Origin of the sequence: Microbulbifer sp. VAAF005, from assembly GCF_030012985.1 — a bacterium.
Taxonomy (GTDB): Bacteria; Pseudomonadota; Gammaproteobacteria; order Pseudomonadales; family Cellvibrionaceae; genus Microbulbifer.
Genome location: NZ_CP120233.1, coordinates 1,256,402 through 1,276,868 on the forward strand (window position 1 = coordinate 1,256,402; position 20,467 = coordinate 1,276,868).

Consider the following 20,467-nt stretch of genomic DNA (forward strand, 5'->3'; position numbering starts at 1 on the left):
TTGAGGCCAATTAGACGCAAGAATGCCATCCGGCCGCAAATAAAAATGAGGCCACAGCTTACACTGTGACCTCATTTTCGACAGTCACAGCCAGTTACAGCTGACTATCGATGGCTATTGACTGAGTTTCACTCCAGCGGGATTTAGGTAATTCACTAATCACTCCTTGCCAATCCCCTGGAGCTGGACGCGCATCCCCCTTAATGGCCAGTCGCGCCACCAACTGTACAGAGTCGACAGTGGCGATGGAGCTTCCAGGCATCATTGCTCGGGACTCATCCAGCACAACCTCTGCCGGTAACTGCCCAGCCGTGAGGCGCACAATAGCCAGAGGCATCGGGCTCGCAGCACTGCGTGCATAGATAAATACCGGGGTAGATTCTGGAGCTTCAACCCCCTCCCCCAAACTGACCTGAACTCGAATCTGCGGGCCTTTCTCTTTCGTTTCTACCTTTGCCTGCACCGCTACAGCCTCACCGCTGTCTGCCAAAGCGCTCTCGGCCCTGGCAACGCCAGCCTGAAGCGCCTCTGCTGCTGCAGATCCTGGGGGAAGCTGGCTAAGTGCTAGCTGCCAATGCTGGCGAGCCTTGCGGTAGTCCCCATCTTCAAAAGCGGCAATACCCGCCAGGCCCAGCACAGTGCCATTGGATGGCTGCACCTGTAACACCTGCTCAATCAAGGAGCGGATTTCATCGGTAATCTTGGAACCGCCTTCAAAAAACAGCGCTTGCGCCAGCTCAGCTTTAACATTGGCCGCCTGGGGCTCGCGAGCCACAACATAGCGATAGGAATCTACCGCCCCAGCCAAATCGCCACTCACCAGTAGCCGCTGCGCCAATATATAGCGACTGCTAAGATCATCTGGATGAGTTTTAGCCCGCTCCTGCAACTGACGGGTGATTTTTGCCTCTTCCTCCGAAGAGGTGTGCCCACCTTGGCTCGCCACCATATCGCGATACAAAGCTACTTCGGACGGTCGGTCGGAAAACCCGTAGGCAGCTGCTGCAATTGCAGGCACCAAAACCGCCAGCCCGATTAGCAATCGGCCGCCACCCTGCCTGGCTTCACCAGATTGACTTTCCTGCTGAGCCGCCAGCAGTTCCCGCGCGAGATCTGCCTCCAGCTGGGCAAACTGCTTTTCATCCATCGCACCGCTCTGCACCGCAGCGCGAAGTTCTTTACTGCGCTCCCGGTAGAGCGCTGCCATAGCCTCTCGCTTGCTACTACCGCTGCGACGTCTGCCTGCAGCTCTCAAAGCAGGAATCAGAAATACAAAAGCTACCAACAGTAGCAGTAGGGCTACACCAAACCAGATATCAATCATTTACCTTCCTTCCCGCTATCACCTTCATCTACAGCTCCTTCTCCCAACAACTGCTTTAATCGACGCCGCTCATCATCAGTGAGTTCCCCACTGCCGTCATCTTGGCGAGCCCCGGTACCACTTTTTGAGCGCATCACGATCACAATCAAGGCCAGAAGCCCGAAAACGGCAAAGACTCCCGGAGCCAACCACAGGATCAAAGTATTTTTCTGAACAGGTGGGCGGTAGAGCACAAAATCCCCATAGCGGGCCACCATGTAGTCAACGATTTCCTGGTCCGTAAATCCCTCCTCCAGCAAACGGCGAATTTCACGGCGCAAGTCCGAGGAAATAGACGCATCGGAGTCTGCCAGGTTCTGGTTTTGACATTTGGGGCAGCGCATCTCTTCAATAAGCACGCGATACCTTGCATCCAGCTCGGGAGAGGACAATTTTTGTGTCTCAACTACCGCATGTGCAGCGATGGACAGGCAAAAAATACCGAATACCAGTACAAGTTGGGCCAGCCAGGTCTTCTGTGTCACAGCTTTTCTCACGCTCTAACTAACGGGAATTGGGGCGATTATAACAGTGTCACCCCCCGGCGGACACGCCCACGAATTCACACAAAAGCGCGTTAACTCATTGAAAGACAAAAAAAAATTCAAAAAAGGCGTTGACGCCACGAAGAATATCATTAAGATACGCAGCTCCTGACACGGGGTGGTTAGCTCAGTTGGGAGAGCGACGGCCTTACAAGCCGTAGGTCACAGGTTCGACCCCTGTACCACCCACCACTTCTCTTACTCTTGCCCAGCAAGAGAAGCAGGAATGCGGACCGGTAGTTCAGTTGGTTAGAATGCCGGCCTGTCACGCCGGAGGTCGCGGGTTCGAGTCCCGTCCGGTCCGCCATATACAAAAAAGCCCTGCTGCAAGAGCGGGGCTTTTTTGTTTGTGCCTCATATCTTTTCATTTTTCTCATATTTTATTTTCAGTTGCTTACGCTGGAAACTTGAAAGAGCCACAAAAAAATAACCAAATCTCAGCGTAAAAAAATAGTGCGAGCCCCGTGCTGGCAAAATTTTTCTGCAACAATTTTCTCTAGCCTGAATTTTTATTTTCTGAATTTCTACGCAGCTGATTTTGATCGATAAAAACAGCTTAAAGAACCCTCAAAAAATCCTCTAATTAATTAATTTTTAAACAATTTTTGGATGTTTTTTATTCTTAAAAAAAATTTTTAAAAATCTCCCAACAAAATTGTTGACCGCAAAAAAAATATCATTAAGATACGCAGCTCCTGACACGGGGTGGTTAGCTCAGTTGGGAGAGCGACGGCCTTACAAGCCGTAGGTCACAGGTTCGACCCCTGTACCACCCACCACTTCTCTTACTCTTGCCCGGCAAGAGCAACCAAAGAGAAGCAGGAATGCGGACCGGTAGTTCAGTTGGTTAGAATGCCGGCCTGTCACGCCGGAGGTCGCGGGTTCGAGTCCCGTCCGGTCCGCCATATACAAAAAAGCCCTGCTCGCAAGAGCGGGGCTTTTTTGTATATGAAAAATTCAAAACCACTTTTCAATACACAACCACCTCCCCACTCCCCACCACAAACTGTGCAGACCGACTAACAAAACTAATAGAAAACCGGGGCAATGAAAGTAGCACCCTGTTTTATTACCAAATATTGCCAATAGACGAGCAGCAATTTCTTCAAATACACACCCACTTCTCACACTTAAAGCCAGACGCAAACTTTTTTAGAAAAACTTCCCTAAGTTGTTGACCTAAGTAAAAAAATCATTAAGATACGCAGCTCCTGACACGGGGTGGTTAGCTCAGTTGGGAGAGCGACGGCCTTACAAGCCGTAGGTCACAGGTTCGACCCCTGTACCACCCACCACTTCTCTTACTCTTGCCCGGCAAGAGCAACCAAGAGAAGCAGGAATGCGGACCGGTAGTTCAGTTGGTTAGAATGCCGGCCTGTCACGCCGGAGGTCGCGGGTTCGAGTCCCGTCCGGTCCGCCATATACAAAAAAGCCCTGCTCGCAAGAGCGGGGCTTTTTTGTATGCGCTAATTAGAAAAGAGTTTGGTTTTTTAAACTTCAGCTGAAGCCGCCTGGCTCTCCTCCCATTCCCCATCCACTGCTTCTTCGCCGCCATGCAATAGATGCATCAATCGCTCCAGCTCCGGCATTTCGTTAAAGCACTCCGCCTCACCAGAAATTTCATCCCAGGATGCTTTGGATTCAGTGCAAAGATGGGCCACGACCTTCCCATCGATATCCCCCTCCAGCAATCCAGCAGGCACCCAGAAGTGCGTTGTATTACTCATTAAGTGAGGAACTGTACTTCCGCATCCACCGCAAAAGTCAGATCGATAGCCCGTAGGAGTCCGGAATGAAGAGATTCTGTCTAAGCCCCGCACCCAGCGAAACTGATCCCGGCTAATAAACATGGCAGTATCCGAGGCGGAACCACTCAATTTGCGGCAGAGCGAGCAATGGCATTGGTAAAGGTTTGGAATTGGCTCTTCCAGCTGGAACTCAACCCCACCGCATAGGCACTTACCATTCATCCCTTTCTCCTTCCGCAAAACTGTTATTCGAAGTCGTCCATGAAATCGCAATAGGTTAGCAACAATATCTCAGTCCTACCCAAGACTCCTATAGACACACAGTGAAGTAAATGCCATTTGGCGCCTCATTCAACGAATATCATTAAATATCCAAGGATCTGGGGTTTAGCTTCGCCGTGAGGATATGATCCTCCCAACATCCATTGATCTTCAGGTATTTTGCCGCCCTACCCTCGACAACGAAGCCCAGTGCCTCCAGTAGAGCAGCCGACCTATCGTTGCTAGGCATGTAGTTTGCCATCACCCTATTCAAATTTAGGGTGTCAAAAGCATAATCAACGACATGACGACACAAGCTCCCCATTAAGCCCCGCCCCTCGTGGGACTGGTCAACTGCATATCCCATATTACAGGCCTGAAATGGGCCTCGGATGATATTCGTCAAGGAGCAAACACCCAGTAATTGATCACACCCGGACTCTAATGCAGCAAACTTTAAAATTCCTCCAGAGCTTATGCGTCGAATCCAGGACCCGGAACTGTGAAAACCGGGCTCACGAATGGGCTCCCAGCGCTTCAGGTGCTCTTCATTAGATAAATAAAAAGCAGATATGGCGGGCGCATCTGTCACTCCGAGCAAACGTATTTCCACCAGTCGATTACCTCACCATTCACATTCTGATTAAGCTCAATCAACCCATTCATACCGGCACTACTATTCAATTGACGGTAAAGAGTCCCGCTGACCGGGAAGCTCACGAAGAAATTCCCAACCCCGGGTCCTGCCGCTCTCATAACCTTCCTCGAGCAACTCTGCTTCCTGGGTAAAACGCTTAACCGGGAAATTGTCTGGAGGCGCAATAACCGAAACCTGGCACCCCTCTGGAGGCACCTCGATAAACTCCAGAGCCCGATTATATTTCTCCCCCTCTCCAGCACGGCCTCAAATAGCCGGGCATGATCACGGAAAAACTGTTTGATAAACTTTGGAGCAGGCCCCTTAATTTTCCGATACCCCAGAGGGCGCGAAAGAATAACGGTTATATTTCTGGCCCCCTGCTGATAGGCCTGAATAATCGGTATCGAATCAGCCAGGCCACCATCGGTCATAGGCTCCCCATCCACTTCAGGAAACCCCCGGTAAGCAACCGGAATGGCACAAGAAGCCGGGAAAACCTGGTGCATGTTTTCCGGAGTTACTTTCAGGTATCTAGCCTCCCCCGTGTTGATACTGGTAGTCACGGCATAAAGCGGTATTCCATTCTCAACATAACTATCGACACTGAGCGGAATATCCTGATATGACGCATGCCACAACCAGCCAATATCACAAAAATGACCGCCTCGGAGATAGCGGCGCCAGTCAATGAAGTCCGCCCGCCGGGCATGGTCCATTAGTATTTGCCGACTTCGCCCATGGTTTCCCGCCAGATAACCAATCAAGTTGGTGGAGCCTGCGGATACACCGATCGCAAAATCAAATGGCCGATAGCCCGCCTCCAAAAATGCATCCAATACGCCTGCAGCGAAAATCCCCCGCATAGCACCCCCTTCGACCACAAGGGCTGACTGGGAATTCTCGTTAATCAAAATACAGTCTTCCATAGCGAGCAACCGTTAAAACCAAACCATCTCTACCTTTGCCAAGCAGATTCCAATAGCACTATGATTGAGGCATTCAGGTAATCCGTTGAGTTAAACCAAGTATGCCAACAATTGCGTTTAAAGCGCCGTGGAGCCGCCAGCTCCAAATTATCAGTGCCATATGCACATTACTCCTACTGGGACTGCCGCTCTTTCTGGCATCGAGAGCACCAGCTGCTCCATCTACCCTCTATAGCATTGCCATAGCACTTCCGCCTGCAATACTGGCTCTCAGCGCCTTCTTTGCCATCCGTGGTTACGCCATCAAAAATGGCAACCTCTTGATATTGCGCCCGGGCTGGAAAACCACCATCTCCTTGGAGGGGCTATCTGAAGCATTCCCCGACTCAACCGCCATGCAAGGATCAGTCCGCATCTTTGGCAACTCCGGCTTATTTGGCTATATAGGCCTGTTTCAAAACCAAAAATTGGGGCGCTATCGTGCATTTGCTACCGATCAGCAAAAATCTGTCGTACTGCGTCTGGCTACACAAACTATCGTGATCACCCCCGATAAACCGGAGCGGGCAGCGGACATTCTCCGCCAACACTGCCAACTTCAACCCAATCCAAATTAATTGCTCCGACAACAACGCCACACGAATAGGCACGAGAAGTCGACAGGAAGTTCAAACCGATGAAAAAGTTCGCTTTTATAATTGCCGCCGCATTTACGCTGCTATCAGCAAGTGCTCACTCCGCTTGTGTGATTTTATTGCATGGACTAGCCAAATCAGATAGCTCAATGGAGAAACTGGCAAAGGCCATAGATGCCGAAGATTTCCAAACGGTCAATATTGATTACCCTTCGACCAAGCACTCCATTGAAACCTTGGCCAGCATGGCCATAGCGCCTGCTGTCGAGGAGTGCGGTAACGCGCAAGAGATCAATTTTGTCACTCACTCCATGGGCGGCATTCTGGTAAGGCAATATCTACATTCAGCTGAAATCAAAAACCTGAATCGCGTTGTCATGTTGGGCCCACCCAATAAAGGCAGCGAAGTAGTTGATAAACTGGGAACATTCCCCGGCTTCAAATTTATGTTTGGCGATGCTGGGCTACAGCTGGGTACTGGTGAGATGAGCGTCCCCAACAAGCTCGGTAGTGCAGATTTTGATGTAGGTATTATTGCCGGTACTCGCAGCATCAACCTGATTCTATCCCGCCTTATCCCAGAAGCCGATGATGGTAAAGTCTCCGTATCCAGCACAAAACTGGATGGCATGAATGATCATCTGCAAATGCCAGTGACCCATGTGTTTATGATGAAAGATAAAAAAGTTATCTCTCAAGTTATCCATTATCTCAAGCATGGATTCTTTCATAGAGCCGGCAATCAGGCATCCAATTAAAATTAATCGATCTTATAAATAATCTATACCTTTTAACTCCAATCACATTACAAAATTAGTGACAATAATTTGGAATTCACCTTTATGCAGTGGCAATGGTGCAGCTTTAAAGAGCTTACGCTCAGTCAACTTTACGAAGTTTTGCGAGTAAGGCAGGAAGTTTTTACGGTAGAACAAGATTGCCCCTATCAGGATGCCGATGGCAAAGACCAACACTCCTGGCACCTGATCTGCTGGGAGGGAGACGAAAATAACCCGCAGGTTATGGCCTACCTGAGAGTTGTTTTCCCAGGCCTTAAATACCGGGAACCCTCGATAGGAAGAGTGTTAACCGCAGAAGCCAGTCGCGGAACAGGCCTGGGCAAGGAGCTGATTCGCCGAGCCGTAATGCACACATGCGAAGAATACCCCAACACTGGTATTCGCATTTCAGCTCAACAACATTTGGATAGATTTTACGGGGAGTTTGGTTTTGAGCAGGTGTCTGAGCCGTACCAGGAAGACGGCATCCCGCATATCGAGATGCTTCGCCCCGCACATAACTGAGGGGGCGCTAGGGGACTGCAGGGTTACTGCAGCCCAGGAAATTAATTGCTACCCAGAGGACTGGCACTGGCAGGCACAGGCTCACTACCTCTCTGGCGAGCCTTGCTGTAAAAGCATGAAGCTGCAATGCCTGCAGCAATTATCAGCCAAACAGCATTAGCTACCAGGGACGCCCGCACAAAGGAGTCCCCACCAAATTGCGCAACATGCACCGCTACAGCTCCAACACAAGCGAGAATGGTTGCAATCCGCAGAAACATGGACCACTTAGCCACAGTCCCTACAAACGCCGCCACAACACTTAGCAGCAAAGTCACCAACCAGAATACCTGTGCCGCATTGAGCTTAAAGGCCAGGTAGGTAACCGCACTCAGCGCTATAGCAAATGGTATACCCCATACCTGAGCAGTCCAGACTCGCTCAAGGCGCACAGCAGGATTACCACGTTGGCGCTTGCGTACGAACCAGATATTAATACCGGATACCACCAGCAGGCACATCCCCACCCCTAACAGAAAGTAGGCGATTTTCACCGGAAAGCCTGAAAAGTGGCCAAAGTGTAAGCGGTAAGTAGAAAGATAAACCTGCTTGGCCCCATCGCCCTCAGACCAGCCCTCTTTTTGAATCAGGCTGCCGTCGGGATTAAAGTGATATCGCTCACCCCAGACTAACCGCTCAGGAACCCGAGTCCACACCTCAACAACCTGACCCTCGCGCCCTGGGAATGCTACCTCAATACGGGTGCGCTCCTCCTCTGGTGCGATGCGATCCATCGTTGCCAAGATCGCAGCGTAGTCTGGATAATCGACTTCAGGAGCATTTTCCTCCATCACTGGATGGTCCGCATAGAGCATATGCTCGACCTTTTCCGTATCTCCATCAAAGAATACGCCGGCAATTGCAAAAGCAGCTACCTGGGACAACCCAATAAAAGCACCCGTAATAGCGATAGCAAGATGGAAAGGTGAAGCCCAAACACCCAACCGATTATGTAAATCCACTTGCTGCAAGCGCTTAGAGCCCGCAAGACGAAAAGAAAAAGCATCTTTAATGATTTTTGGATGGGCCAACAAACCGGAGACAATCAATGCTGACATCACCACACCGATTAGGCCAACCAGTATAACTCCATAGCCAACCGGGAGGTTGAGCGCAAAATGCAAATAGGCTAGGAAGTGGGTCCATTCGTGTTCAACTTTACCAAGCAGGGAGCCATCTTCAGCGACATACCGCTCCATATCACCAACTTCAACCACCAATCTAGGCATATCCTGATTGGGGATGGTGAATTTGATTGACTCGAGATCTTCCTTTTCTTGCTTGGCCAGCGCGATAGCATTCTCTGTCGCAGTCCGGTACACAGAGGCTTCAACATTAAGGTTTTCCAACTCTGAGGCCTGCTCCCAGCGTTCGAACTCATTGTAGAAAACCGCCAGTGTTCCGCTGACACAAACAATATATAAAAGGGTGGATATCGCCAGACCGAGAACTGAATGCCCATCAGTCATATTACGGACAAAGCCAGGGGTCGGTTTAAAGGAAAGTTTCACGTTAAATTCCTGCTCAAGTCCGTTGATTTATGCTGCCGAAGCCGGAAGCGAAAATGCCAATAACAAACCGCTAACCGCTGAGAACGCCAACAGGGCAGCCGAAGGGCGTAATAATTTTTTATCAGCGCAGCACCAAATCATCGCCAGGGTCCAAATGGTCACTGACATGAAGGCACCACCAACTAATCGGGCAGCTTCAGAAAATCCGGTAAAACCGAAGAAAAGCAGACCGGCGATTAGGCCACTAGCAGTGGGCAACAGAAAGGCTGCCATAAAACGCATGAAGCCCCGCAACCACAATAGAAGCAGGGCTTGAGATTCGGGTGTCCCCGAGCGCTGTTTTTCAATCGGCCTGGGACCCTTGGGCCAGTCTGCCTTTAGAGCCAGCAGAGCAAAGGCCCCCAGCATCACAATCAGAGTGGCAATACTAATTCCGAATTCCACTCCAACAATTGAGCTCCAGCCAATGGCCGATAACACCATGGCAGCCCAACCACCCCACCTGCGTACTGGCTCTGCCCCACTACGGCTCCAGGCGGAATAAAGGAGCAAAATACCAGCTAAAGCAAAAGCACTGGAGGCACCGGCAATCATATAAAAAGACATTGGTATTACCATCACAGCGGGATTCAATTCCCGTCTGATTGCTAAAACGTAAAAAAGGGAGCCTGCCCACAGACTCCCCCTGCGGACAAACTCCCTGCCTACACTAACTTAGAAGGTGTAGCGTGCTTCCGCAGTTACGTAGCGACGCTCACCGTAGAAGCAGTCACCTCGGCTCAGACAAGCGGTAGTGTGAACTTCATCGGTCAAGTTCTTTGCATTCAACTGGAACTTCCAGCTTTCCAGGGTATAGCCGATAGCGGCATCATACAGAGTGTATGACGGGTTATAGGACGGGAAGGTTCCGGTTGAATCTTCGACACCGGTATAACTTTGACCCACATAACGAACACCGATGCCGGCATTCAAACCAGGTAACAGGTTGCCAAAGTCATAGTTCCCCCAGACGGAAAACTGCTCTTCAGGGACAGCTTCGATATCCTCATCAATGTTGAGGCTACTGTAGTTGGCAACCAGACTCAAATCACCAAGCTTACCTACTGCCTCCAATTCAAAGCCATCGAGCTCGGCTTCGCCAAGTTGGGTTTGGTAGCCCTCATTATCGTAATCGTCTACTAGCAAATTCTTCTGCTTGATTTCAAAAGCAGAGGCTGTAATCAACAGATTGGTACCTTCAGGTTGGTATTTGATACCTGCCTCTACCTGCTCCCCCTCAACTGGCTTGAACGGAGTCTCATTCGCATCAGAATCGTTTACAGGTTCGAAAGATTCAGAATAGCTTACGTAAGGTGTGATACCGTTATCGAAGGCATACATTACACCAAAGCGCATAGTCGTAGCATCATCCTCAAATGAAGAATCACCAGAGTCGGACTTCGCATTATCGCGACGAATTCCAGTGGTGATAATCCAGTTTTGAATGCTCATTTGATCCTGGAAGTAGAATCCAAGCTGCTCGGTATCTGTACTGCTCTCAGACCAGTAATCAGTTAAGCCTTCCAAGTCATTCAAGCTACTCAGACCAGCAGGCACGTAACCGTAAACCGGGTTAAAGATATCAATGGTCCCGCCGTAGCCATACAAATACAGACGATCATTGGTTGTTGTTGCATCCTGGCTATCCAGACCAAAAGAAACCTGATGCTCCAATGCGCCTGTGGCAAACTCCCCAGACATACGCAAATCGAAGATGAGCAGGTCGCTTGTCGCATCACTCATGTAGATAGTACGTGTTGCTTCACTGATATCCGGGTTGAGGCGCGTGGCATCAAAGTTGGTCCACATAGAGTTGTAATCAACTTCCCCTTCGGAGTAACGCAATCCGGCATTTAATGCCCAGCTATCACTGAAGCGGTGATCAACCCAAACACTGTAAGAGGTTTGCTCTGTATCATATTTATCCCAGCCCGGCTCACTTAAGAAAGTATCGGTGGGAATATCACCGTTTGCGTTATCAATCAGGGTACCGCCCCAAGGCAAAAATGCGGTGGTAGTACCAGATTCATCTTTTTGATAGGAGGTCAGGAAAGTAACTTCAGTATTAGCACTCGGGCGCCAAGACACTGAAGGCATAAACAGGGTGCTGTTATCATCTACATGATCAACTTGAGCATCCGCATCACGGTCATATCCAACTACACGATACAGCCATTGCTCGGAACTATCTATCGCTCCAGTAACGTCACCAGCAAAAACGAGACGATCGTAGTCGCCAGCCTGAACCATCACTTCGCCACCAAACTCATTTTTAGGGCGCTTAGAGACCAGGTTCACAATACCGCCTGTAGAACCCTGACCGTAAAGCACGGAAGATGGTCCTTTTAGGATTTCAACGCGCTCAAAAGCATACGCATTAGCGCGAGAGCTGGTGTAACTACCAAAGATAGACTGCAGGCCGTCAATAAACATAACCGGATCTACGCCGCGAACTGTCGACCAGTCACCGCGCGCATCCACACCATAAGTCCCACCATTAACGCCAGCGACATACTGCAAAGCATCTTGAACGGACTTGGCACCGATAGAGTCCAGGAAGTCTTTATCCCGTAAAGAGATGGAAAAAGGAGTCTCATCAACCGGAATATCCAGCTTACCGATAGAGGTTTGGCGAGACAGGTTCAATTCACCGGTTACATTTACCTCTTCAATACGATCATCTGTGTTATCCGCAGCAAACGCTACAGAAGAACCGCCCGCAGCAATAGCCAGTGCCAACAAGGAACGGCTGATTCCAGAAATTACAGGAGAAGCTTTTTGCATACTTTTCGTTCGAGCGGTACTCATAGAGATCTCTCAATGCCAACTGAATTTAGATAGATCACGTTTTAGGTGTGACCTTGATAACTGGTCGCGAATCCTAATAGGAATCGTTATCATCTACAACATTATTGGAACATTTTTTTACTAAAAATGTCCTCGCGGCAGTTAATGACAAAAATACCAGCAGAGAAAGACAATCTCACAGCAGCTAAATTGCACGTTTTTACCAGTTAATTCAGACCTAGAATGGGGCTCAGGAGGTTTAGATTCGGCTTGAACACAAGAAGATAGCTGGATGACCGCTCAGCAGCCGCCATCCAGTTTAGTATTTTATTTTATTCGACCAATTCGCCTAGGGGTGCTCCAGCCACTCAAGGGTAGGTATAACTAGCCTGCACTCCCAAAGGCATTCCCAGTGTCCAGTAAGCCACCAGGAACAGCGACCAGCAAATCAGGAACACAATGGAGTACGGCAACATAATGGATACAAGTGTCCCAATACCCGTTCCCTTCACATAGCGCTGGCAGTACACAACCACCAAGGGGAAGTAAGGCATCAACGGGGTAATGATATTGGTGGAGGAATCACCTACCCGGTAAGCGGCCTGGGTGAGATCAGGGGAGAAACCGATCTGCATCAACATAGGCACAAAGATGGGGGACAGCAGCGCCCACTTGGCAGAGGCAGATCCCACAAATAAGTTGATAAAGGCTACCAGTACAATAATGCCCATCAGGGTAATCGGGCCCGGCAGCTCCATCGCCGCGAGCAAGCTCCCTCCCTCTACCGAAAGCAGCGTACCCAAACCGGAGCGGGCAAACTCAGAGATAAACAACGCACAGAAAAAAGCCATCACGATGTAATAAGCCATGGAGCCCATGGTTTTGGACATCGCATCAATAACATCCTTACTCTGGCGGAAGGTACCGGCCGCATAGCCAAACACCACACCGGGAATCACAAACAGCAGGAAGATCAGCGGCACAATCGACTTCATAATCGGCGCTGTGAAGGAGGCTAATTGCCCTTCTGCATCGCGCAAGGCTGAGGTTTCCGGCAGCATCCAGGCCACAAGCCCGACGATACCCGCCACCATCACAGTTACAGCCAGGTACATGGCTTTTTTCTCGCGGGCGCCCAGCTCCTGCATTACTGGCATATCCGCTTCATCGCCATCCACCTCTACATTCTTGAGGCGGGGCTCGATGACCTTATCCGTCAACCACCACCCCAACAGGGTCACCAGCAGGCAGGATGCCGAAGTGAAGAACCAGTTATTAAGGGGGTTTACCTGCATTTCCGGGTTGGCGATTTGTGCCGCTGTCTGGGTAAAGCCTTGCAGTAAGGGATCAATCGCTGAAGGAACAAAGTTGGCAGAGAAGCCGCCTGAAACTCCGGCAAATGCCGCAGCGATACCCGCTAAAGGGTGGCGCCCTGCCGCATAGAAGATCACCCCTCCGAGAGGAATTACCAATACATAACCCGCATCTACGGCTGTATGGCTGACGATGGCCACCAAAATCAACATAGGTGTCAGCAGCATCTGCGGCGTTACCGCCAGCAGCTTTTTCAATACCGCATTGATAAAGCCACTCTGCTCAGCCACACCGACCCCCAGCATGGCTACCAACACCACCCCCAAGGGCGCAAAACTGGTAAAGGTAGTTACCATACCAGATAGGAAGCGGGCCAATTCACTACTGGAGAGCAGGTTGGTTACCTGTATCGCCTCGCCGGTAGCGGGGTGTAAGGCTTCGAAGTTAACACCGGAGAGAAGCCAGGAGAGCACCCAGATTCCCACCATCAAGATCAAAAACAGAACAGCGGGATCGGGTAATTTATTACCGACAACCTCAATAAAATTGAGCGCTCGATTAATCCAGCCATTTTTATTATCGGCACTATTGCCGGCATCAGGATTTGCCTGAACGTTTTCCATGTTTGCACCCTGTACATTTATTATTTTTTATTAAAAAGGAGGCCGCTACTCCATGGCCTCCTGCTTTTTCAGGAAAAGCTCTAACCTATCTTGCGGATACCAACCGCGTGACGCAACTTCTCGATAAAGGGCGCAGAGTAAGCGCGAGCCTTAATAGCCCCCTTCTCCAGCTCCGTTTCAATTTGGTCTGGGTTAGCCAGCAGCTCATTGTAGCGCTCGCGAGCCTCACCGATCTGGCCGTTCACCAGCTCAAACAACTGCTTCTTGGCCTCACCCCAGGCAATGCCCTCTTCAAAAGCTTTGCGCATTTCTGCTGTCTGTTCTTCGCTGGCAAATGCCTGCCAAACCTGGAATACAGTGGAAGTATCCGGATCTTTTGGCTCACCCGGCTCCAGCAGGTTGGTTTTGATCTTATTAATGTGCTTTTTCAGCTTCTTCTCAGGAAGGAACAGCGGAATAGTGTTGCCGTAACTCTTACTCATTTTGCGGCCATCCAGGCCTTGCAACACAGCTACGTGGTCGTCAACTACCGCTTCTGGTAAAGCGAAGTGCTCACCGTAGTGGTGGTTGAAGCGCTGGGCAATATCCCGGGCCATTTCGATATGCTGTACCTGGTCTTTACCCACCGGCACCTTATTGGCGTTGAACATCAGGATGTCCGCGGCCATCAGGATCGGGTAGCTATACAGCCCCATGGTGACGCCAAAATCGGAATCTTCGCCATCGGCGCGGTTGGCATCTACCGCTGCTTTATAAGCGTGGGCACGGTTCATCAGGCCCTTGCCGGTCATACAGGTGAGCAGCCAGGTTAATTCAGGAATCTCATGGACGTCGGACTGACGGTAAAACACCACATTGTCGGTATTCAGGCCCAAGGCCAGCCAGGTTGCAGCGATCTCCAGGGTGGACTGATGGACCTGTGCCGGGTCCTGGCACTTAATCAGTGCGTGGTAATCGGCCAGAAAGTAGAACGATTGGTTGTTTTCATCCTGACTCGCGGCGATCGCCGGGCGGATTGCACCCACATAGTTCCCCAGGTGTGGAGTACCGGTTGTTGTAATACCGGTTAATACGCGCTGTTTCGTCATAATTCCTTCGTAGTCTGTACTGTCATCAGGCAATAGAGACCGAATCATACCCCTTTAGTGCCCAGGGGTGTATCAACCAAAGGTACCGACTCCCCATAGCTGTACCAACACGCGGCCAACGTTAAGCCTCAACCGCCACTTTGGCGGAACCCTGGAATTGGCGCTGATATTCGCTGGGTGAAATCCCAAACGCCCGACGGAAATGGTGTCGCAAGGTCGCGCTACTCTCAAAGCCAGCCAGTTGGGCTGCTCTGTCTACAGACTCCTTACCGGACTCCAGCGCCTTCTGCGCCGCCCGCAAGCGCTGCTGAATCAGCCACTCCTTGGGAGCAATTCCCATCGACTGGCGAAACTTTCGGTCAAAACTACGGCGGGATAAATGAGCGCGCTGCGCCATATCATCAATTTTGATAGCGCCATCCAAATTGCCAATCGCCCAATCCAGCGCGGCGGAGAAGTGGTCTGGCCGTTTGGCAACCGGCATCTCCACATATTGGGCCTGGCCACCCTGCCTATGGGGTGCCATCACCAGCCTGCGAGCCACCGAATTGGCCAATTCATAACCATGGTTGCGCCGTAAAAACTCAATCCCCAGATCAATGGCCGCACTACTACCCGCAGCACACGCCAGTGCGTCCTCCCACACGTAGAGAACATCTCCCACATACTCCACCGCAGAGAAGCGCTCACGAAAACGCTCCGCAAACAACCAATGGGTAGTCGCCTGCCGGCCGTCAAACAGTCCCAATTCCGCAGGCAGAAAAGCACCGGAGCAAAAAGTTAGAATCTGGCGGCCGGCAGCGGCAAACTCAGCGACCGCCCTATATACCCGCTCTAAATAAGCATCTTGTGGTTGTGCATTAGTCGACCAACAGGGAATCACCAGCAGATCATAATCCATCAAACTCTCTACCCGCCGACAAGCCAGAGCCAGACCGCCGGTCGCCAGAGGGCTTTCCTCAGCGAAAGTCACAATTTCACCCGTATAGAGCTCGCTAAGTTCAGGGCGGGGTAGGCAAAAGAGTTCGGTAGCGCAACCGAGTTCGAAGAGTGAGACCTGCCGGTGGGCGAGAACAGCCACTTTCTGGCTCTTATTAGGCTTTTGTGCCAACGTCGACATAGGTACTCCTAACCCCCATAAATTAGGTTAACGAATAAATCCAACCCAGCATACCCAGTTGAGCAGTTATTGAAAGCAATGCCGGGAATAAAACCCTCAACCTTTGAAGCATTATTTAATCGGTAAACCACCATCATCCTCAGATAAGTAAAGCCGCACCCCACTAGCCAAAACCGACCCACAAGTTTGTACGCAGAATTGGCGCAAAATTAATGCTATCTGGCTCAGAGGCGGATCGCCCGGAAGCAACCAAAAAGGGACACTAACGCCACTTGGAAACCTGACGAACACCGAGAAATCACCGGGAGTAATATATGAGCTCAGCCGTAAGTAGAGTGCCCGCTGCCAACAGCCAAGATGCGCTAAACCACTTTCAAAACCTCCTATCTTTTGAAACAGACTGCTGGGATGTACACCACGCAGTCAGCCAGAATCGCAAGGATTTCGTACTTTTAGATGTGCGAGGTGAAGAGGCCTATAAAAATGGACATATACAAACGGCTGAGTCCTTACCATACAGCCGTATCAATAAAGACAAGCTGAGCGAATACCCTTCAGATACTTTATTTGTTGTCTATTGTGCAGGCCCTCACTGTAATGCGACAGAAAAAGCAGCTATCAGGCTGGCCACACTTAACAGGCCGGTCAAGAAAATGATCGGCGGCATCACCGGATGGTTAGATGAAGGGTTTACCCTCATCCAAGAAACAGCCAAATCAATTTAATTCCTATTGTTGACCTCTTGCAGGATGACATAGCTTGGCATAAGGATGTGTCAAGCTATTAACCGCCGGCTCAAAGAAATACTGATTAAATGGTACTGATATGTTTGTTCGCCATGCCCACCCCACTGACTGTTTTTATCTTTACAATATGATGCGCTGCTTAGCCAGGCATAATAATTCAACGGACTCTTTCCATATTACCCAAATTGAATTGCAAAATAGGTTGTTTCAGAGGAAAGAGCATCAAGTACTGGTTGTGGAACAAGACCACAACCTTGAGGGGTATATCAGCTTTAATATTATCCCAGAAAGTGAAAGCTCGGCGGCCTGGGCTATTATCAGTGAGCTATATATCGGGGATTGCGATACAAACCGAAAAGAAGAGATTACCCAAGCCCTATTGAGTGCAATTGCGAAAGAAGCTCGGAAGTATCGCTGCATGGATATAAGGTGGAATGTATCTTCAAAGGGGCATAAATAAAAACTGGCTTTTTAGCAAGGGTTGCAAGTTCAACTTGTAATATAAAAAAGATGGAGAATTCTAAAGCTCACCTGACAGAAAATAATTAGCCCTTCCGCCACCTAACTAGCTTTGATATTCAAAAGAGCCTTTTGGCAGCAAAGAGACACTCGAACCAGAGTGCGTATATCGCCTGCCAGCCAAAGGCTAAAACTTTATGTTTGGAGTCTAGTTTCTTAATCGCCTGCCCCCCGGAATTGTCCCCCTTACGACATATTCAAGCCTCCACTTTCTGTTTCTTTTTGATCCTCACATAGACTTCTTCACGGTGGATAGGCAGTGACTTGGGTGCACTTATACCTATCTTAACTTGATTACCTTTTACCTCCAGCACTGTGACTGAGACATTTGCTCCGATTCTTAGATGCTCACCTGTCCGTCGCTTTAAAATCAACATTCTCATTTCCTTCAATAATCAAAGTTTGGGCACTTCCGGGATGGGGGAACTTGTGATTCAACGTTTGGAGGAAATATGGGGTGGTGCGCGAGGACAGTAGACAAGGAAGAGGAAAAGGCGGGCGCTAGACTTCCAGAGCTCGGGAATTGATCCCAAACTGCTGAATGTACTCCACTTTATTGAAGACGAGTGGGTTTCTAGCGTATTATCCATATAGCCAGTGCGTCCTGAGTATTTTTTTTTATAAATAAAAAAAAATACGTGCTATCCAGGAGATGGAGGTCGGCCCTCCGTTATCGCTTTGCAGGAAGTGATAACAAACCCCCTCAAGGTGATCGGAGTAAAGAGCTTTGGTTAGAAGCGCTTGAGGAAAAGGCGTACGAGATACGTCAGGTATGTTGTGTAGAGACGAATGCAAATGAACCACTGATGAGGTGTCGAAAGCGTATTACCAAGATGATGTCAAAACCCGTGCACTGGCTAAGTGCGGGGATAAGCTTGGAGGTTACCTGTTTACCGACCGAGTGGCATCCGGCATAGAGGTGGCGTGAACACACAACAGGCTTTTGGGTGGAACAGGAGAACCTGTCGTCCAGGTGTTAAGGAAGAGCGTCAAGTAGAGGCCCTGCAAGACGTTGAGTACCAAGACTGGTCACAGGGGCGGAACAACCCGTAGTAGTGGAGAAGCGGCTGTAATGGACGTGGAGCGAAGGGGTTGTCGTATTCGGCGACTAACCGTGTAATCAACCCAGATGGGGAGGAATTAACGATTAGCGCAAAGCCATTCAATATTCCCAAGCGAGCGGTTTGGGAAGCGTGGAAGCAGATCAAGGCCAATGGCGGCGGAGCGGGGATTGATGAGATAACGATAGAGCAATATGAATCGAATCTCGCCAAAAACCTGTACAAGCTATGGAATCGGATGTCATCTGGCAGCTATTTTCCATCAGCCGTCAAACGAGTGGATATTCCGAAACTCGATGGCAGCCTGCGACCACTGGGTATCCCCACAATCGAAGATCGCATTGCGCAAATGGTGGCTAAGCAACTGCTGGAGCCAGAATTGGAGAAGGTATTTCACCCTGACTCCTACGGCTATCGGCCAGGCAAATCTGCTATAGACGCAGTGCGCCGAGCTCGACAACGATGCTGGGATAGAATCTGGGTAGTTGATTTAGATATCAAGGGTTTCTTTGACAATATTAATCACGAACTCCTGCTGAAGGCATTAGATAAACATAATAATCATCAGTGGGTCAGGCTCTATGTACAGCGCTGGTTAACGGCTCCAGTACAACATCGGGACGGACAGCTTGAAGAGCGAACACAAGGTACTCCACAAGGGGGTGTAATCAGCCCTCTACTGGCAAACTTGTTTTTGCACTACGCGCTGGACGCCTGGATGGTGAGAACGCACAGAGATATTCCTTTTGAGCGTTACGCGGATGATGCTGTTTACCATTGTCGTAATCCTCGAGAGGCGGATCGCTTACTGGCGGCTCTAAAAGCACGCTTGACTACCTGCGGGCTTGAGGCTCATCCAGAGAAAACGCGCAAGGTCTATTGCAAGAACAGTAATCGTAAAGACTCCCACCCAGTGATCCACTTTGACTTTCTGGGCTTTCGATTTGGTCCCAGAAAAGCAAGGAATCGCCAAGGACAGATCTTCACCGCATTTAGTCCTTCAATGAGCCCTAAGGCCTTCAAGAGGATTAAGGATAAGGTCAGGCAATGGCGAGTAATAAACTGGGTGGATCGATCACTATCTGAAATGGCAAAAGTACTTAATCCCGCAATACAGGGTTGGCTGAACTACTATGGTCACTTTGGGCGGAGATATGGTGTTTATCGACTTCAGAAGTATCTTGACCAAACGCTGATGCGTTGGGCCAGGAAGAAGTTTAAGCATCTGAAGCGAAGCTGTTTCAAAAGTTGGGCCTTTATTGGAAAAGTTCGTCAACAAATGCGCGGCTTGTTTGCACACTGGAGAATGGGAAGATTGAAAATGTGCTGAATACGAAGAGCCGTATGAATTGAGAGGTTCACGTACGGTTCTGTGAGAGGTCGAAGGGGAAGTTCCTTTGGTCTACTCGACTTTTGATAGTGTCTGTATCAATTTGGTTAGCTGACCCCGGGTGTTGGTAGCACCTTGGGTCAGCGCCTTTTACTTACTCTTATGTCACGCTACCGTTCTCCTTTTAGGGGATGGGTCTTTTAGAAAACTCTCAGCTCTCTCTAGGCTTTCAAGCCTGTAAAGCCGCTTTAATCAGCTCACTCAATTACGGTCAAAATACTAGAAATATCTATCGATTTTACGCAGCTTTGACATTAAAACAAACTTAATAAATTCCAATAAGATCATTTTCGTGCCTATATTTTTTATATTTCCGACTTGGAAAATCTTAAACAACAACCAGATACTGCTATTTAGATTGGAACTCCTACTATGTTTTTTAGAAAAGCTTGAAGGATAGAGTTCTAAATATCATAGCTAGGGAGAGCTTGCAGAATCAGGTTAAAATTTCATGTGAATAAAATTCACGCATATTGGTTTGGTCGTCGCATTGATGCAGGAATAAATTATGGTATTCAAGCTACCACTGGTGCCAGCCTTGGGTCACTGTTATATGACGCTTTGAATGATGATGCGACGGATGACTTTGGGGAGAAAGCCGCCCGGCACCATGCCAAATGTAGTAAAATTCTTGAAGAAAATCCGCTCCAACCCGGTAGTGGATACACTGGTGATAGTTATACAAATCATTTCCACAAATGCGCTCAAGAATGCATGAAAGAAGACGATGACTGTAAATAGGTAACTAAGAAATGGATAACGATATAGCCTATAAAGTTCAAAAGAAAATTTACAGCGAACACCCTGA

General features: G+C 49.4%; 19 protein-coding genes and 6 tRNA genes. 13 read left to right on the top strand and 12 right to left on the bottom strand.

Features of this window, described 5'->3' with window-relative positions:
* Positions 1–94: 94 nt before the first annotated feature.
* Both ccmI and P0078_RS05520 read right to left on the bottom strand, forming a co-directional pair.
* Positions 95–1,324, bottom strand: a complete 1,230-nt coding sequence (gene ccmI / locus P0078_RS05515) for a c-type cytochrome biogenesis protein CcmI (RefSeq protein ID WP_282933475.1) — start codon at positions 1,322–1,324, stop codon at positions 95–97.
* Positions 1,321–1,848, bottom strand: coding sequence for a cytochrome c-type biogenesis protein (locus P0078_RS05520; protein WP_282933476.1), 528 nt, complete (start codon positions 1,846–1,848; stop codon positions 1,321–1,323). The genes ccmI and P0078_RS05520 overlap by 4 nt, the downstream gene beginning before the upstream one ends.
* A 176-nt stretch (positions 1,849–2,024) precedes the next feature.
* Here P0078_RS05520 and P0078_RS05525 point away from each other — a divergent pair.
* The 6 genes from P0078_RS05525 to P0078_RS05550 all read left to right on the top strand — a co-directional run bounded on the left by P0078_RS05525 (position 2,025) and on the right by P0078_RS05550 (position 3,328).
* Positions 2,025–2,100, top strand: a tRNA-Val gene (locus tag P0078_RS05525).
* A gap of 38 nt (positions 2,101–2,138) precedes the next feature.
* Positions 2,139–2,215: transfer RNA gene (locus P0078_RS05530), tRNA-Asp, on the top strand.
* A gap of 396 nt (positions 2,216–2,611) precedes the next feature.
* A tRNA-Val gene (locus P0078_RS05535) sits at positions 2,612–2,687 on the top strand.
* A gap of 49 nt (positions 2,688–2,736) precedes the next feature.
* Positions 2,737–2,813: transfer RNA gene (locus P0078_RS05540), tRNA-Asp, on the top strand.
* 314 nt (positions 2,814–3,127) lie between these two features.
* Positions 3,128–3,203: transfer RNA gene (locus P0078_RS05545), tRNA-Val, on the top strand.
* Positions 3,204–3,251: 48 nt separating this feature from the next.
* Positions 3,252–3,328, top strand: a tRNA-Asp gene (locus tag P0078_RS05550).
* Positions 3,329–3,398: 70 nt separating this feature from the next.
* Here P0078_RS05550 and P0078_RS05555 read toward each other — a convergent pair.
* From P0078_RS05555 to P0078_RS24745, 3 genes are all read right to left on the bottom strand, one after another.
* The gene (locus P0078_RS05555) at positions 3,399–3,878 is read right to left on the bottom strand and encodes a GFA family protein (RefSeq protein WP_282933477.1); all 480 of its coding nucleotides are present in this window, start codon (positions 3,876–3,878) and stop codon (positions 3,399–3,401) included.
* Between the two features lie 142 nt (positions 3,879–4,020).
* Positions 4,021–4,530, bottom strand: a complete 510-nt coding sequence (locus P0078_RS05560; protein ID WP_282933478.1) for a GNAT family N-acetyltransferase — start codon at positions 4,528–4,530, stop codon at positions 4,021–4,023.
* A complete protein-coding gene (locus P0078_RS24745; protein ID WP_282933479.1) occupies positions 4,506–5,483 on the bottom strand; it encodes a patatin-like phospholipase family protein in 978 nt (325 codons plus the stop codon). Before P0078_RS24745 ends, P0078_RS05560 begins: the two co-directional genes overlap by 25 nt.
* A 101-nt stretch (positions 5,484–5,584) precedes the next feature.
* Here P0078_RS24745 and P0078_RS05570 point away from each other — a divergent pair, with 101 nt between their 5' ends.
* The 3 genes from P0078_RS05570 to P0078_RS05580 all read left to right on the top strand — a co-directional run bounded on the left by P0078_RS05570 (position 5,585) and on the right by P0078_RS05580 (position 7,422).
* On the top strand, positions 5,585–6,100 hold the full coding sequence (locus P0078_RS05570; protein WP_282933480.1) for a PH domain-containing protein: 516 nt from the start codon (positions 5,585–5,587) through the stop codon (positions 6,098–6,100).
* A gap of 59 nt (positions 6,101–6,159) precedes the next feature.
* Positions 6,160–6,876, top strand: coding sequence for an esterase/lipase family protein (locus P0078_RS05575; RefSeq protein ID WP_282933481.1), 717 nt, complete (start codon positions 6,160–6,162; stop codon positions 6,874–6,876).
* A gap of 84 nt (positions 6,877–6,960) precedes the next feature.
* Positions 6,961–7,422, top strand: coding sequence for a GNAT family N-acetyltransferase (locus P0078_RS05580; RefSeq protein WP_282933482.1), 462 nt, complete (start codon positions 6,961–6,963; stop codon positions 7,420–7,422).
* A gap of 41 nt (positions 7,423–7,463) precedes the next feature.
* On the opposite strand, the gene P0078_RS05585 is transcribed toward P0078_RS05580, so the two are convergent.
* The 6 genes from P0078_RS05585 to P0078_RS05610 form a co-directional block, all read right to left on the bottom strand.
* Entirely contained in the window at positions 7,464–8,972 is a 1,509-nt protein-coding gene (locus P0078_RS05585; RefSeq protein WP_282933483.1) for a PepSY-associated TM helix domain-containing protein, read from the bottom strand.
* A gap of 27 nt (positions 8,973–8,999) precedes the next feature.
* Entirely contained in the window at positions 9,000–9,578 is a 579-nt protein-coding gene (locus P0078_RS05590) for a hypothetical protein (RefSeq protein ID WP_282933484.1), read from the bottom strand.
* A 108-nt stretch (positions 9,579–9,686) separates the two neighbouring features.
* Positions 9,687–11,819: a TonB-dependent siderophore receptor gene (locus tag P0078_RS05595; protein ID WP_282933485.1), complete on the bottom strand. Its 2,133-nt coding sequence runs from the start codon at positions 11,817–11,819 to the stop codon at positions 9,687–9,689.
* Positions 11,820–12,166: 347 nt separating this feature from the next.
* Entirely contained in the window at positions 12,167–13,735 is a 1,569-nt protein-coding gene (locus tag P0078_RS05600) for an AbgT family transporter (RefSeq protein ID WP_282933486.1), read from the bottom strand.
* Between the two features lie 80 nt (positions 13,736–13,815).
* Positions 13,816–14,823 carry a tryptophan--tRNA ligase gene (locus P0078_RS05605; RefSeq protein WP_282933487.1) on the bottom strand — a complete coding sequence of 336 codons (1,008 nt, stop codon included), beginning with the start codon at positions 14,821–14,823 and terminating at the stop codon, positions 13,816–13,818.
* 121 nt (positions 14,824–14,944) lie between these two features.
* Positions 14,945–15,943 (bottom strand): helix-turn-helix domain-containing protein, encoded by a 999-nt coding sequence (locus tag P0078_RS05610; RefSeq protein WP_282933488.1) that lies wholly within the window; start codon positions 15,941–15,943, stop codon positions 14,945–14,947.
* A 314-nt stretch (positions 15,944–16,257) separates the two neighbouring features.
* Between P0078_RS05610 and P0078_RS05615 the strand changes: the two genes are divergently transcribed.
* Positions 16,258–16,668 carry a rhodanese-like domain-containing protein gene (locus P0078_RS05615; protein ID WP_282933489.1) on the top strand — a complete coding sequence of 137 codons (411 nt, stop codon included), beginning with the start codon at positions 16,258–16,260 and terminating at the stop codon, positions 16,666–16,668.
* 100 nt (positions 16,669–16,768) lie between these two features.
* Complete coding sequence (locus tag P0078_RS05620; protein ID WP_282933490.1) at positions 16,769–17,149, top strand: hypothetical protein; 381 nt, start codon at positions 16,769–16,771, stop codon at positions 17,147–17,149.
* Positions 17,150–17,405: 256 nt separating this feature from the next.
* Here P0078_RS05620 and csrA read toward each other — a convergent pair whose 3' ends face one another.
* Positions 17,406–17,585 carry a carbon storage regulator CsrA gene (gene csrA / locus P0078_RS05625; RefSeq protein ID WP_282933491.1) on the bottom strand — a complete coding sequence of 60 codons (180 nt, stop codon included), beginning with the start codon at positions 17,583–17,585 and terminating at the stop codon, positions 17,406–17,408.
* Positions 17,586–18,300: 715 nt separating this feature from the next.
* Here csrA and ltrA point away from each other — a divergent pair.
* Both ltrA and P0078_RS05635 read left to right on the top strand, forming a co-directional pair.
* Positions 18,301–19,599, top strand: coding sequence for a group II intron reverse transcriptase/maturase (gene ltrA, locus P0078_RS05630; RefSeq protein WP_282931929.1), 1,299 nt, complete (start codon positions 18,301–18,303; stop codon positions 19,597–19,599).
* 513 nt (positions 19,600–20,112) lie between these two features.
* A complete protein-coding gene (locus tag P0078_RS05635; protein WP_282933492.1) occupies positions 20,113–20,400 on the top strand; it encodes a hypothetical protein in 288 nt (95 codons plus the stop codon).
* Positions 20,401–20,467 lie beyond the last annotated feature (67 nt).